The organism is Plantibacter sp. CFBP 8804, assembly GCF_014841225.1.
GTDB lineage: Bacteria > Actinomycetota > Actinomycetes > Actinomycetales > Microbacteriaceae > Plantibacter > Plantibacter auratus.
Genome location: NZ_JACYTU010000012.1, coordinates 46,479 through 60,347, shown reverse-complemented (window position 1 = coordinate 60,347; position 13,869 = coordinate 46,479). Strand labels below are relative to the sequence as shown.

Genomic DNA, 13,869 nt, shown 5'->3' with positions numbered 1-13,869 from the left:
TCGTCATCCCGATCTGCACTGGAGCACGTCATGACCACCATCCCGTTCACCGGCGACTGGATCGTCCGCGCACCCCGAGGCCCCTTCGCCGCTGTCCAGGGCGGCGCTGACGACTCGCGAGCCGTGACCCTCCCGCACGACGCCCTGCGCGACGCCGAGCGGTCGCCGGACGCACTCGCCAAGGGCGGGGCCGCCTACTTCCCCGCCGGCGCCTTCAGCCAGGTGAAGACCTTCGAGGTCCCTGCCGAGTGGTCCGGTCGCATCGTCCGGCTCGAGATCCAGGGCGCGTTCAGACACGCGATGGTGTACCTCAACGACGAGTTCGCCGGCAATCGTGCCGACGGCTTCGCGCGCTTCTTCGTCGAGCTCACCCCGTTCCTCCGCTTCGGCGAGACGAACACGCTGCGCATCGAGACCCGCGCAGGGCAGGACTCCCGCTGGTACGCCGGAGCCGGCCTGCACCGCCCGGTCCTCCTGCACGTCGACGAACCCACGCACATCGAGCCCGACGGTGTCCGCATCACGACGATCCGGGTCGAGGACGACCAGGCGGTGCTCGAAGTGGCGACGACCGTCGTCAACCGGGGTCTCACCAGGAGTGCACGCATCCTCGCGACGGAACTCGCCGGCCCTGACGGGAGCGTGGTCGAGGGCGAGCGCACGCCGGTCACCGTCGCGCCAGGCGATAGCGCGCTCATCCGCCAGCGCCTGTACGTGCCGGACCCGGCCCTGTGGAGCGTCGACTCACCGGCGCTGTACTCGGCGCGGACCTCGCTCGAGGTCGACGACCGACCCGCCGACGAGGCAGCCGTCGTCCACACGGTCCACGGCATCCGCACGGTCACCGTCGACCCGCGCAAGGGTCTCCGCATCAACGGTGAGCCGGTACTCCTGCGCGGGGCCTGCATCCACAGCGACAACGGTCCGCTCGGTGCAGCGTCGATCGCGCGCGCCGAGGAACGGCGTATCCAGCTCCTCAAGGACGCCGGCTTCAACGCGATCCGCGCGGCCCACAATCCGGCGTCGCCTGCCATGCTCGACGCCTGCGACCGCATCGGCATGCTCGTCATGGACGAGGCCTTCGACATGTGGGGCCGGGGCAAGACGGACCACGACCACTCCCTCGACTTCGCGCAGTGGTGGCGGGCCGATCTGGAGTCGATGGTGGCGAAGGACATGAACCATCCGAGCGTGATCATGTACTCGATCGGCAACGAGATCGTCGAGGTCGGCACCCCGCACGGCGCGATCCAGGCGCGGGAACTCGCCGAGCACGTGCGGGCATTGGATCCGACACGACTCGTGACGAACGGCGTGAACGCGACCCTGGCCGTGCTCGACGATCTGGACGACATCATGGCGTCGGACCAGGGGTTGAACGAGCTGATGGGCGAAGCGGGCGCGAACATGATGAGCCTCATCGGTTCCTCCGACGCCGTCACGACGAGGACGGAGGAGTCCAGTGCGGCGCTCGACGTCCTGGGTCTCAACTACGCGGACGGCCGCTACGCGAACGATGCCGAGCGGTTCCCGCACCGGGTGATCGTCGGCTCGGAGACGTTCCCGACACAGATCGGCGACCTCTGGCCGCTCGTCGAGGCGAACCCGAACGTGATCGGCGACTTCACCTGGACCGGCTGGGACTACCTCGGCGAGGTCGGCATCGGTGCGACCTCCTACGCTGAGGACCCCGAGGCGAACGGCGCACTCGAGCGCGAGTTCCCGTACCTCACCGCGTGGTGCGGCGACTTCGACATCACCGGCTGGCGGCGGCCGGTGTCGTACTACCGGGAGATCGTCTTCGGTCTGCGGTCCGAGCCGGCCATCGCGGTGCTCCGACCGGAACGGCACGGGCAGACGATCACGATGCAGTCCCCGTGGGCGTGGAGCGACTCGGTCGACTCGTGGACGTGGCCCGGTTTCGAAGGCGCGCCGGTGACGGTCGAGGTCGCCGCCGACGCCGACGAAGTGGCCCTGCTGCTCGACGGTGTCGAGGTGGCGCGGGGGCCGGTGGGTGGACGCCGGCCGAAGCTCGCCGAGTTCGAGACCGTCTACCAGCCGGGCACGCTCGAGGCGGCCGCGTTCCGCTCGGGCGCGGAGGTCGGCCGCACCGCGCTCGTCTCCGCCACCGGCCCGACCAGGCTCGTGGCGACCGCCGACCGGACGACACTCCGCGCCGACGACACCGATCTCGCCTTCATCGCGATCGAGCTGCGTGACGCGGCCGGCGTCCTGGTGACCGGTGCCGACCGTGAGGTCTCGGTCAGCGTCGCGGGCGCGGGTCGGCTCGCGGGCTTCGGAACCGGTACCCCGAAGACGACCGAGCGCTTCGACGCGACCACACGCACCACGTTCGACGGACGGGCGCTGGCGATCGTCCGGCCGAGCGGGGCCGGCGCCATCACCGTGACGGTGAGCGGTGCCGGCCTCGACGACGTCGTCCTGGATCTGGAGGCAGCGGCTCGCTGAGTCGCCCGGATCTGCACGGAATCAGCCTGATTTCGCGCAGATCCGGGCGGATGAGCGCGCCTAGTGCGGGTCGAGGCGGTTGAGCATCGCGACCGTCTGGTCGTACTCGCCGCGGACCTCGGCGTAGCGCAGGAACTTGACGTTCTCGACCTGGATCTCCGTGGCGTCGGGCTGCGACTCGATGAGGCCCATGACCTCGTCGGCGAAGGCGTCGAGGGGCATCGCGAAGTCGCTCTCCTCCTGGCCGGGCATGAGCGAGGTGCGAACGGCCGGCGGGACGAGCTCGACGACGCGGACGCCCGTGTCCGCCAGCTGGAGGCGGATCGACTCGCTCAGCATGTGGATGGCCGCCTTGCTCGCGTTGTAGGTCGGCGTCACCCGCAGCGGGGTGAAGGCGAGGCCGGACGAGACGGTCATGATCGTCGCGTCCGGCCGGCTGCGGAGCTGCTCGATGAACGCGCCGATGAGCCGGATGGGCCCGAGGACGTTCGTCGTGATGATCTCCTCGGCGGTCGCGACGAAGTCGGAACCGGTCCAGTCCTCCCCGCGCATGACGCCGGCCATCGTGATGAGCACGTTCAGCTCCGGGTGCTCCGCGATGACCTGCTTCGCGGCGGCTTCGATGCTCGCAGGATCGGCTGTGTCGATCCGTACGGTGTGGAGGCCGGGCTCGTCGGCGGCGATCGACTCGAGGAGTTCGGTGCGTCGCCCGCCGATGATGACGGTGTTGCCGGCTGCGTGGAGGCGTCGTGCGAGAGCGAGGCCGATGCCGCTCGTCGCGCCGGGGATGAAGACGGTGTTTCCGGTGATCTGCATGCATCGAGTCTCCGTCGGTGACGACGGCCGCACCAGGGTCCGGCGATCCATGGATCCGCGATCCCTGGATCGCCTGGCCGCGGAGGCGGATACTGGCGGGATGGATCGCCCAGCGCTCGCCGACTTCCTCCTCCGACACCGATCGACGTTGCAGCCCGCGGACGTCGGTCTGAGCAGCGGACCTCGGCGACGGACGACAGGGCTCCGACGCGAGGAGGTCGCGCAGCTCGCAGCGATGTCGACCGACTACTACGCGCGGCTCGAGCAGCAGCGGGGTCCGCAGCCGAGCACGCAGATGCTGGGTTCACTCGCGCGGGCGCTCCGGCCGAGTGCCGAGGAACGCGACTACCTGTACCGGATCGCCGGACACAACGCACCGACCCGCCTCGCAGCGACCGACTACGTCGCGCCGGCGCTCCTGCGCGTCCTCGACCGGCTCACCGACGCACCCGCGCTCATCCTGTCGGCGCTCGGCGAGACGCTCGTGCAGAACGACCCTGCCCGGGCGCTGTTCGGTGATGCGAGCCGGTACCGGGGCCTGGAGCGCAGCGCGATCTACCGCTGGTTCCTGCACCCGGAGGAACGCGAGCGATACCCCGCCGAGGACCGGGACCGGCAGAGTCGAGCGCAGGTCGCGTCGCTGCGTGCGGCCTACGGCTCGTTGGGGGCACAGTCGCCGGCGGGCGAGATCGTCGAGGCGCTCTCCGGGCACAGTGAGGAGTTCCGGCGACTGTGGGCGACGCACGAGGTCGGGCGGCGGTTCGAGGACCACAAGGTGCTCATCCACCCCGAGATCGGCCCCATCGAGCTGGACTGTCAGGCCCTGTTCACCGAGGACCAGTCGCAGGCACTCCTCGTCCTCACGGCCGCACCGCACACCGAGGCCGCAGGCAAGCTCAAACTCCTCGCTGTCCTCGGCACCCAGACCTTCGAGGGTGCGCGGTAGCGGAAGCGCCAGCCGAGCGGTTCAGGCCGTCGGTGCTGTCCGCAGCTTCCGACGGCGGACAGCCCCGCCGATCGCGACGCCGACGACCCCGACGATCACCGGGACGACCAGCCCGAGGACGACGACAGCGAGGAGTGCCAAGACGAAGCTCGGCATCAGGCCGCCGCCGATGAGGTCGACCACGAGCAGCGGGATGAACGCCAGCAGGACGAGCCAGGCGAGCCCCGGCTGACGCGACACCGCGAGGATGCCGACCGCGAGCCAGACACCCGCACCCCACAGCAGGAGGCCGAGGATGAAGCGCCAGGAGTCGTACGCCTGGTACGGCAGGAGTTGCGGACCGGGTGCGGCCAGATCCGGGTTGCCGATCACGATCAGCGAGGCGACCACGAGGCCGACGGCGGCGAGCACGAGGGCAAAGACACCGAAGACACGCACGGCTACCTCCTAGAGTCACGAATTCAATCAGGTGTGGCCCAGCCAACCACACCGAGGGGAGATGTCCCCATTCCCTGCCCGTAGCCCACCGCGTACGTTCGAGGGATGAACGACGACGGACGCACCGAGACCGACGAGCAATCACCCGCACCGGAGCAGGACAAGCTGCTGATCGAGTGGCTGGAGATCATGCACCCGCGCCTCGCACGATTCGGGGACTTCCTCACACCGCGCGAGGTCGTCACCGATTACTCGCGGGACTCGCTCGCCTCCCTCGAGCGGCTCATCCTCCACCGTTGGCCGGACCGCCACGCCTTCGCGCAGGAGCAGGACACCGATTTCAACGACGGTGCCACGCGATACATCGGCGAGACCTACCTGCGGATCGGCGGCGGCGGGTGGTTCGTGAACCACGATCCGAAGTTTTTGTACTCGGGTCGGCTCTGCATCCTGCTCGACGTCGAGATGCCCGTCCCGATCTCGCCGCTCAACCTGATCATCACGATGTTGAGCCGGCGCACCGGCAATGTCCTCACAAGGATCTGGGACGGGCAGACGAAGAACGTCACCGAGCGGCGTCTCACCGAACCGGGCTGGGAGCCGACGCGCGAGCCGTTCCCCGGCGCGATCCCGATGTCCCGCTTGAGCTCAGCCCTCACGCCTTCCGTCCGCTGACCCCCAGGGTCTCAGCCACCCACGCGGTCGAACGGCCAGGCGAGATGTGCTGGACTTGCCTGATGACCACACCGCTCGAACGCGCGCTCGTCCTGCAGGCGATGCACGTCCCCGGAAACCCGCTGATCCTGCCGAACGCCTGGGACGTCGCCTCCGCCCGCGCCATCCTGGCGTCCGGCGCCCGCGCGATCGCGACGACGAGTGCCGGGGTCGCCTGGTCGCTCGGGTACCGCGATGGGAACGAGCTGACCCGCGACGTCGCCCTCGATGCCGTGCGGCGGATCGCATCCGCGGTGCCCGTCCCGCTCACCGCGGACATCGAAGGCGGCTACGGCGAGACACCGGACGAGGTCGCCGGCACGATCGCCTCCTGCATCGACGCGGGCGCCTCCGGGGTGAACCTCGAGGACTCCCTCCGCCCGATCGAGGAACAGGAACGACGGATCGCGGCAGCACGGTCTGCCGCTGATGACGCCGGTATCCCCCTCTTCATCAACGCCCGGATCGACACGCATCGACTCGGCGACATCGGAGGCGACCGCTGGTTCGACGAGACGGTGACGCGTGCCGCTGCGTATGCACGGGCCGGCGCGAGCGGGATCTTCGTGCTCGGTGCCCTCCGAGCCGACACGATCGAGCGGCTCGCCGATGCGACGACCCTGCCGCTCAACGTCGCCTTCGGTCCGGGAACGCTGACGGTCAGCGAGCTCGCGAGAGCCGGCGCGAGTCGCATCAGCGCGGGTTCGTCGATCGCGGAGGCCGCCTACAGCCTCGCGCAGCAGTGGGCGACGGCGATGCTCGAGACGCCCGATGCGGCTCCCGCATCACCGCCCACGCTCGGCTGGGCCGCACTCAACCAGCTCATCCGGGACTGAACCCCCGGCGGGACCAGCGGGACGCCGACCACACGTCGCGGATCGCCTCGACCTGTCGGTCGATCGTGAAGCCGGAGACGTCCAGGACGACGTCGACCTCCGGCGGCGACGCGAGCAGGTCGTGCAGCAAATCGAACTCGCCGTCCGTCAGATACGCGGGGCGCGTCGCTGCACGCTCTCGCGCCTCATCCACCGGGAGCGTGAGATGGACCACGAGGCAGTCGGGGAGTTCCGCACGGTAGGCCGCGAGCGCGTCAGCCGGCACGACATCCGCGATGACCACGTCGAAGCCGGCGTCACCGAGATTGCGAGCGAGCGCCGCGGCGTTCCGGACCGCGAGCAGGTGCTGTGCTCGACCCTCCGGACCGCTCCAGAGCGTCGCGTCACCGGCCACGATCAACTGCCGAACGTCGTCGGCATCGATGAACGCCGCTCGTTCACGCTCTCCGGCGAGGCGCCTGCCGCAGGTCGACTTCCCGACCGCAGGACCGCCCGAGAGCACCAGTGGACGCATACTCATCTGCTCGATGCGATCACAGGCCAGCGAGAAGGTCAACTCGCAAGGGTGACGCTGCGATCCCCGAAGTCGGCGACAACCCGGACCTGACCACCCAACGCGGCGACGTACTTCCTGATGGTGTCGAGTTCGAACGACTCGAGCTGCCCGTGTTCGATGGCCGACACACGACGCTGCGATACGCCCATCGTCTTACTGAGCTCCGTCTGCGTCAGATCAGCTTCCTTCCGCAGCGTGACCAGTTGATAAGCGAGCACTTCTGACTCGGCGGCATGGCGAGCGGCGGCGACGCGCTCCGGATCTCGGCCCAACTTCGCGCGCGCGCTCCCCCAACTCACTGGCTTCTCACTCATCGTCATCACCCTTCTGCCATTCACGAAATCGCTGTTCATCTTAGAACCCTTGGGTTCTGTGAGCAACGCGATCGAGCATGCCGATCCGACGCCCTCCGATACCCTGAGGGCAGTGAACCGTTCTTTCGCTCTGTGACCCAGAGGCCTTTCAGCGACACCCGTTCGCTCCTCCCACGAGGGGCGGTGATTTCGTGCGCCCGGAACGGGAGCTCCCTGCGGAGTTCCCCTGCACCCCGGCCCCCACTCGAAACCACTCCGGAAAGAACACCCACGCATGACGTCCATCGACGCTTCCTCCACCCCCTCCGACGACCGCTCGGTGCTTCGCGCGAACTGCGCTGACTGCTTCGCGCTCTGCTGCACCGCCTTCGGGTTCCAACGATCAACCGACTTCCCGATCGACAAACCGGCAGGCACGCCCTGCCTCAATCTGGCAGACGACTTCTCCTGCACCATCCACGAATCCCTGCGCCCACGAGGGTTCAGCGGATGCACCGTCTTCGACTGCTTCGGCGCGGGCCAGCTCGTCTCGCAGGAGCTCTTCAGCGGGACGAGCTGGCGGGAACGCCCCGACACGAGCGCCGAGATGTTCGCCACGTTCTCCGTGGTGCGCCAGCTGCAGGAGATGCGCTGGTACCTCGTCGAAGCCGCCGAGCGGACGGCCGCGTCAGACCTGATGGCGCACATCCGCCGGCTCCGTACCGGGATCCAGCGGACGCTCGACGGTGGGACTTCCGAGATCCTCGCGTACGACGTCGAGTCCCTCCGCGCTGACATCCGAAGTGTGCTGATCGACGTCAGCGAGGAGGCGCGGGGCGGGTACCTGGCCGGCGCCGACACCGAGCCGGACGACGACCTCGACCCTTCCGCGGACCTCGCCGGCCGCGACCTGCGCGCTCGTCGACTGTGCGGAGCAGACCTGCGCGGTGCGGTCCTGATCGGCGCGAACCTCCGTGGGGCGGACCTGGCGGGCGTCGACCTGCTCGGCGCGGATCTCCGCGGTGCACGACTCGACGGAGCCGACCTCTCGGACGCCCTGTTCCTCACCCAGATGCAGCTCAACGCGGCACGAGGTGACGAGGCGACGCTCCTGCCGGCCACCCTCGACCGGCCGGGGCACTGGGCGACGGCGAGTCACACCTCCTCCCCGACAGATGGGGAGTTGTCCCCGTAGGCCTCGGGCGGCCGTCCCCGATACCGTCGATGACATGATCCGCTTGCACCGCACCCTCGCCCTGACCGCCCTCGTCGCAGCGACCGCCGGGATCGCCCTCACCGGGTGCTCGAGCCCGCAGCAGGCACCCGACGACGCTCTGGCGCTCGGCATGGGCGTGACCGTCGAGGTCGGGACGGGCGTCGAGATGTCGTTCGCCATCGACGACGTCCGGGAGGGGAAGCTCAGCGACCTCGCCGAGATGGGCGTGCAGTCGACGCCGTCGGACGAGGGGAAGACCCCGTACTTCGTCACCTACTCGGTCACGCTGACGGACGGCGACATCAAGGACGCCGACCGCTCCGCACTCCCCGTGCCGACGACGGACGAATGGAAGCTCAGCGGCACGGGCACCTACCAGCCCATCAAGGTCCTGGGGCAGTTCGACTGCACTCCGGACGGCAACGCGACGGCCGGGGTATCCCCCGACGCCCCGCTCGTCGCCTGCCAGGCCTTCCTCGGCGACAAGGACGCCCTGCCCACGGTCATCGAGGTCAAGGACCTCGGCACCTGGGCGACGAAGGACTGAGCTCCCGCGACTCGAGCTGCACCTGCACCGGCGAACGGTCTTCCACCGTGCGCCGGTGCAGGGTAGTGTCTGCCGTGCGATAAGCGAACAGTGTGTTCCATTATCGAATTCTTGACGATGAAGTGAGGAATCGATGCAGTTCCACCACCACGGCTACGTCTCCGGTGATCCGCGGGTCCTGCCCGCAGCGGGCGTCGGGGTCGATCGACCCGAGGACCTCCCGGACGAGGTCGACGTCCTCATCGTCGGCAGCGGGCCGGCGGGCATGATCGCGGCCGCCCAGCTGTCCCGCTTCCCGTCCATCACCACGCGCATCGTCGAGCGTCGACCGGGACGCCTCGCGATCGGTCAGGCGGACGGCATCCAGGCCCGCAGTGTCGAGACCTTCGACGCCTTCGGCTTCGCTGAGCGCATCACCGCCGAGGCGTATCGCATCACCGAGATGGCGTTCTGGCAGCCCGACGCGGAGGACCCAGGTCGGATCGTCCGCGGCGCCCGACCACTCGACGACACCACCGGCGTCAGCGAGTACCCGCACCTCATCGTGAACCAGGCCCGAGTGCTCGACTACTTCGCCGAGTACATGGCGAACGCCCCGACCCGGATGCGACCCGACTACGGGTGGGCGTTCCAGGGACTCGAGATCGATGACGACGCGGAGTACCCGGTCGCGGTCACGCTGCTGGACACGAGCGACGAGTCCGCCGGCGAGACCAGGACCGTCCGCGCGAAGTACGTCATCGGAGCCGATGGTGCCCGGAGTGCCGTCCGCCAGGCGATCGGCTGCACCTTGGCCGGCGACCAGGCGAACCACGCGTGGGGCGTCATGGACGCCCTCGCCGTCACCGACTTCCCCGACATCCGCACGAAGTGCGCCATCCAGTCGGGTTCCGGCGGCAGCATCCTGCTCATCCCTCGCGAGGGCGGACACCTCTTCCGGATGTACGTCGATCTCGGCGAGGTGCCGTCGGGCGGCAGCGAGGCCGTGCGGTCGACCTCGATCGAGCAGATCATCGACCACGCGAACACCATCCTGAGCCCCTACCGGCTCGACGTGAAGCATGTCGCCTGGCACAGCGTCTACGAGGTCGGCCATCGCCTGACGGACCGCTTCGACGACGTCCCGATCGACGAACTCGGCTCGCGCACGCCGCGTGTCTTCATCACCGGTGACGCCTGTCACACCCACAGCGCGAAGGCCGGGCAGGGGATGAACGTGTCGATGCAGGACGGCTTCAACCTGGCGTGGAAGCTCGGCCACGTGCTCGAGGGCCGGAGCCCCGAGAGCCTGCTGGCGACGTATTCGGCCGAGCGTCAGGTCGTCGCCCGGGAGCTCATCGACTTCGACCGCGAGTGGTCGAGCCTCATGGCCAAGCGGCCGGAGGAGTTCGACGATCCCTCCGAGCTCGCCGACTTCTACGTACGGACGGCGGAGTTCCCGGCGGGCTTCATGACCGAGTACACCCCGTCGGAAATCGTCGGCGAGGCGACCCACCAGCACCTCGCGAGCGGCTTCCCGATCGGCAAGCGGTTCAAGTCCGCACTCACCTCGCGCGTCGCGGATGCCAACCACATCCATCTCGGACACCACGCCACGGCCGACGGGCGCTGGCGGATCTACGTCTTCGCGGATGACGCCTCGCCGTCGTCGGGCCGATCGACGGAGCTGGCTGCCTGGCTGCAGGACGCACCGGAGTCGCCCCTCCACCTGGTCCCCGACGGCGTGCTGGCCGACGACTGGTTCGACGTGAAGATCGTCTACCAACAGCGCCACACCGACATCGACCTCGGCGCCGTCCCGCCGGTGTTCCTGCCGCGCGTCGGCCCGTTCGACCTCATCGACTACGAGAAGGTCTACGCCCGCCATCCCGACGTCGACATCTTCGCCGAGCGCGGCGTCGACCGAGCGGGTGCCGTCGTCGTCGTGCGTCCGGACCAGTACGTCGCCCACGTGCTCCCGCTCACGGCCACCGCGGAGCTCGCGGCGTTCTTCGACGGCGTGATGGGACGACAGGCGACGAACGCGAACGCCTGATCGTCAGGCGAGCTCGGCGTCGATGTCGGCGAGGTCCAGCACGAAGCGGTACCGGACGTCGTTGCGGGCCAGCCGATCGAGCGCGACGTCCACGTCGGCTGCCGGGACCACCTCGACGTCCGCTGTCACGCCGTGGGTGCCGCAGAAGTCGAGGAGGTCCTGCGTCCACCGGCGACCACCGCTCCCGGCCGACGTCAGACGCTTCCGGCCGAGGAGCAGGTCCATGGCCTGGATGTCGATCGGGCCGAGGTAGCCGAGCGAGCAGAGCGTCCCGTCGAGGTCGAGGACGCGGAGATACGGCACGAGATCGTGCTCCACCGAGACGGTGTCGATGACGAGGTCGAGGCTGCCGGCCGCCGCAGCCATGGCGTCGGCATCGGTCGAGACCACCACTCGGGACGCCCCGAGCCGCAGCGCATCGGTCGCCTTGCCCTCAGACGTGGTGAAGACGGTGACCTCGGCGCCAAGCGCGCGACCGAGGCGGACGGCGAGGTGACCGAGACCCCCGAGGCCGACGACGCCGAGTCGCGTCCCCTCCCCCACGCCGTTGGTGCGAAGTGGCTCCCAGACGGTGATGCCCGCACACATCAGGGGTGCGACACCGGCCGGGTCGAGGGAGGTCGGGCGGTGGTAGACGAAGCTGTCGCGCACGACGTAGCGCCCGGAGTACCCGCCGAGCGTCGTGCTGCCGTCGACGCGGTCGCGGCCGGCGTACGTGAGCGTCGGGAACTCGACGCAGAAGTTCTCCTGATCGCGCAGACACATCGTGCAGGTTCCGCACGAGTCGACGATGTTGCCGACGGCGACGGCGTCGCCGGGCGCGAAGGACGTCACGTCCGAGCCGACGGCGACGACTTCGCCGACGAACTCGTGACCGGGCACGAGCCCCGCACCCGGGCCCACGGAGGCGAGCGCGTGCAGGTCGCTGTGACAGACGCCGCAGTGCGTGACGCGGACATCGACGTCGTCCGGTCGGAGCTCGCGGCGTTCGATGACGGTCTGCTGGAGCGACCGAGGGGCGGCCGTGGACATGAGGGCGGTTGTGCGCATGCGGTCGATACTACCTACTAGTTGGTAGCATCGATACACTCGAGCGATGAACACCGCAGAACAGACTCGTCAGCGCATCCTCGACGCCGCGACCGAGGAGTTCGCCACCCACGGCATCGCCGGCGCACGGGTGGACAGGATCGCCCAGCGCTCAGGCATGAGCAAGCCGATGATCTACGCCTATTACGGCGCCAAGGACCAGCTGTTCGACGCCGTCTTCGACGCGCACGTCATCGCCAACGGCGATCGCGTGCCGTTCACGGCGGCCGAGCTCCCCGAGTACGCGGCCCGGCTGTACGACGACTACCTCGCCGATCCGGCGCTCGCCCGCCTCGTCATGTGGAAGCGGCTCGAACGCGAGAGCACCGGGTACCTCTACAGCGGCCTCGAGGACCACGACCTCCGCCACCTCCGGGACATCGAGGCGGAGCAGCGAGCGGGATCGATCCGTCCCGACCTCGACCCGGCCGACGTCTGGGCGCTGCTCATCTCGACCGCGGCGACGTGGGCGCAGGCGTCCATGACCGTCGTCGCCACGTCCGCCGACGCATCCGAGGTCCACGACCGTCGGCGCACAGCGCTGGCTGCGACGATCCGCGCCGGGCTCTGCACTCAGGAGTAACGCGTCGAGGATCAGCACCACGGCGAGCGCCGCGCTGAGCACCGTCGTACCGATCACGAGGAGCGCCACGATCGCGCCCAGCCCCAGTAGGACGGCGATCGCGAGGCGCCGTCGTGCACCGATCGCGACCGGAGGCGGAACCGCCTCGACACGGGCGAACACCGTCGCGACCAGTGCGGTCAGTGTCAGTGCCACCGCCAGCCAGAGGGGCCGTCCGAACCACCACCCGAGGCTGTCCGGCGCGGGGAGGGCGATGCCGGTCAGAAGCGCGAACACTGCCGACGCACCGGCCATGGCGAGGAGTACCGGCATGTGCCAGAGGTAGATCGTCATGGCGCGACGGGTGACGAAGTCGGTCACGAACGCGACCCGGCGACGCGCGCTCAGCCGAGTGAGTCGCTCGCGGACGAGCGACAGCAGTGCCGTGTGGGCGACCCCGACGAGGAGCAGCGCCGCGGTGGGCGGGTTGATGTTCGCGATGAGGTCGCTCGAGTACACGCCGGCCCACCAGGTGAGCACGAGGACGACGACCGCCCCGACACCGGCGAGCGCCCGGACACGCCGGCTGAGCGCGCCGATCGAGCCGTCCGCCAGGAAGAACCCGAGTTGCTGGAGCGCGGTCCAGACGAGGACGAGGTTGATGAATCCGAGGGCGTCGACACCAGTGGCAGCACGCAGGACGTCGACCAGCACGGCGGCGATGGCGAGTGACGCGATCGACCGGAGCGGTGCGCGCTCGTGGGCGGCGGCGAGCGCAGGCAGCAGTGCCTGGCAGAGCAGGAAGACGCCGAGGAACCAGAGTGGCTGGCCGAACCGGAAGCCGGCCATGGCGACGAGGTCGGCGGGGACACCGGCCACGGTCAGTATCGCGAGGGCGGCTCCCACACAGCCGATGGTGACGACCGCGGGGAGCAACAGGCGATGGAGCCGCGCGGCGACGAACGCCGAGGCCGGCGCACCGTGCGACCGGTGGCGTCGATACGCGAGCAGGCCGGCGAACCCGCCGATGACGAAGAAGAGCGGCATGACCTGCAGGACCCAGCTGAGCGGGGCGATCCAGGCGGTGCCGTCACTCGCGTTCTCGAACACGGGACCGGCGGAGGTCACCGTCACGCCGACCATCATCGCGTGCAGGACGACGACCCCGACGATGCAGCAGGCGCGGACGAGGTCGATGCCCGTGTCGCGCGAACCGGACGGGACGGGCGACGATCCGGTCACGGGTGCGGGTCTGGAGCGGCGGTGCGGGGTGTGGGTGATGGCCATGACGGTCCTCCTCGGTGATGTCCGAGGAGGTTATGAACGCGGTACCGAAGGGCACATCACCCGGC

General features: G+C 69.3%; 13 protein-coding genes and 1 pseudogene. 8 read left to right on the top strand and 6 right to left on the bottom strand.

Annotation, left to right across the window (positions count from 1 at the left end):
- The first annotated feature begins 30 nt into the window (after positions 1–30).
- Positions 31–2,469: a glycoside hydrolase family 2 TIM barrel-domain containing protein gene (locus tag IFU11_RS16465; RefSeq protein ID WP_192019643.1), complete on the top strand. Its 2,439-nt coding sequence runs from the start codon at positions 31–33 to the stop codon at positions 2,467–2,469.
- A gap of 60 nt (positions 2,470–2,529) precedes the next feature.
- Here the strand turns inward: IFU11_RS16465 and IFU11_RS16460 are convergent, their stop codons facing one another.
- Positions 2,530–3,285, bottom strand: coding sequence for an SDR family oxidoreductase (locus tag IFU11_RS16460; RefSeq protein WP_079704592.1), 756 nt, complete (start codon positions 3,283–3,285; stop codon positions 2,530–2,532).
- 100 nt (positions 3,286–3,385) lie between these two features.
- Between IFU11_RS16460 and IFU11_RS16455 the strand changes: the two genes are divergently transcribed.
- Positions 3,386–4,231, top strand: coding sequence for a helix-turn-helix transcriptional regulator (locus tag IFU11_RS16455; RefSeq protein WP_192019642.1), 846 nt, complete (start codon positions 3,386–3,388; stop codon positions 4,229–4,231).
- A 21-nt stretch (positions 4,232–4,252) separates the two neighbouring features.
- Here the strand turns inward: IFU11_RS16455 and IFU11_RS16450 are convergent, their stop codons facing one another.
- The gene (locus IFU11_RS16450; RefSeq protein ID WP_192019641.1) at positions 4,253–4,669 is read right to left on the bottom strand and encodes a hypothetical protein; all 417 of its coding nucleotides are present in this window, start codon (positions 4,667–4,669) and stop codon (positions 4,253–4,255) included.
- 105 nt (positions 4,670–4,774) lie between these two features.
- On the opposite strand from IFU11_RS16450, the gene IFU11_RS16445 reads away from it, so the two are divergent.
- Together IFU11_RS16445 and IFU11_RS16440 are read left to right on the top strand one after the other, a co-directional pair.
- Positions 4,775–5,344: a hypothetical protein gene (locus IFU11_RS16445; RefSeq protein WP_192019640.1), complete on the top strand. Its 570-nt coding sequence runs from the start codon at positions 4,775–4,777 to the stop codon at positions 5,342–5,344.
- A 62-nt stretch (positions 5,345–5,406) separates the two neighbouring features.
- Positions 5,407–6,219 carry an isocitrate lyase/PEP mutase family protein gene (locus IFU11_RS16440; RefSeq protein WP_192019639.1) on the top strand — a complete coding sequence of 271 codons (813 nt, stop codon included), beginning with the start codon at positions 5,407–5,409 and terminating at the stop codon, positions 6,217–6,219.
- Here IFU11_RS16440 and IFU11_RS16435 read toward each other — a convergent pair.
- Both IFU11_RS16435 and IFU11_RS16430 read right to left on the bottom strand, forming a co-directional pair.
- Positions 6,206–6,739 carry a hypothetical protein gene (locus IFU11_RS16435; protein ID WP_192019638.1) on the bottom strand — a complete coding sequence of 178 codons (534 nt, stop codon included), beginning with the start codon at positions 6,737–6,739 and terminating at the stop codon, positions 6,206–6,208. The two genes, IFU11_RS16440 and IFU11_RS16435, sit on opposite strands and share 14 nt — an antisense overlap.
- A 32-nt stretch (positions 6,740–6,771) precedes the next feature.
- Positions 6,772–7,128 (bottom strand): helix-turn-helix domain-containing protein, encoded by a 357-nt coding sequence (locus IFU11_RS16430; RefSeq protein ID WP_192019637.1) that lies wholly within the window; start codon positions 7,126–7,128, stop codon positions 6,772–6,774.
- Positions 7,129–7,363: 235 nt separating this feature from the next.
- Between IFU11_RS16430 and IFU11_RS16425 the strand changes: the two genes are divergently transcribed.
- The 3 genes from IFU11_RS16425 to IFU11_RS16415 all read left to right on the top strand — a co-directional run bounded on the left by IFU11_RS16425 (position 7,364) and on the right by IFU11_RS16415 (position 10,866).
- The gene (locus tag IFU11_RS16425) at positions 7,364–8,263 is read left to right on the top strand and encodes a pentapeptide repeat-containing protein (RefSeq protein WP_192019636.1); all 900 of its coding nucleotides are present in this window, start codon (positions 7,364–7,366) and stop codon (positions 8,261–8,263) included.
- Between the two features lie 34 nt (positions 8,264–8,297).
- Positions 8,298–8,831: a hypothetical protein gene (locus IFU11_RS16420; RefSeq protein ID WP_192019635.1), complete on the top strand. Its 534-nt coding sequence runs from the start codon at positions 8,298–8,300 to the stop codon at positions 8,829–8,831.
- Between the two features lie 133 nt (positions 8,832–8,964).
- On the top strand, positions 8,965–10,866 hold the full coding sequence (locus IFU11_RS16415; RefSeq protein WP_192019634.1) for an FAD-binding monooxygenase: 1,902 nt from the start codon (positions 8,965–8,967) through the stop codon (positions 10,864–10,866).
- Positions 10,867–10,869: 3 nt separating this feature from the next.
- On the opposite strand, the gene IFU11_RS16410 is transcribed toward IFU11_RS16415, so the two are convergent.
- Positions 10,870–11,916: an NAD(P)-dependent alcohol dehydrogenase gene (locus tag IFU11_RS16410; protein WP_192019633.1), complete on the bottom strand. Its 1,047-nt coding sequence runs from the start codon at positions 11,914–11,916 to the stop codon at positions 10,870–10,872.
- 130 nt (positions 11,917–12,046) lie between these two features.
- On the opposite strand from IFU11_RS16410, the gene IFU11_RS20365 reads away from it, so the two are divergent.
- Positions 12,047–12,538 carry a TetR family transcriptional regulator gene (locus IFU11_RS20365; protein WP_370582637.1) on the top strand — a complete coding sequence of 164 codons (492 nt, stop codon included), beginning with the start codon at positions 12,047–12,049 and terminating at the stop codon, positions 12,536–12,538.
- Between the two features lie 165 nt (positions 12,539–12,703).
- Here the strand turns inward: IFU11_RS20365 and IFU11_RS20360 are convergent.
- Positions 12,704–13,804: pseudogene (locus IFU11_RS20360) on the bottom strand (acyltransferase family protein); the annotation flags it as partial.
- Positions 13,805–13,869 lie beyond the last annotated feature (65 nt).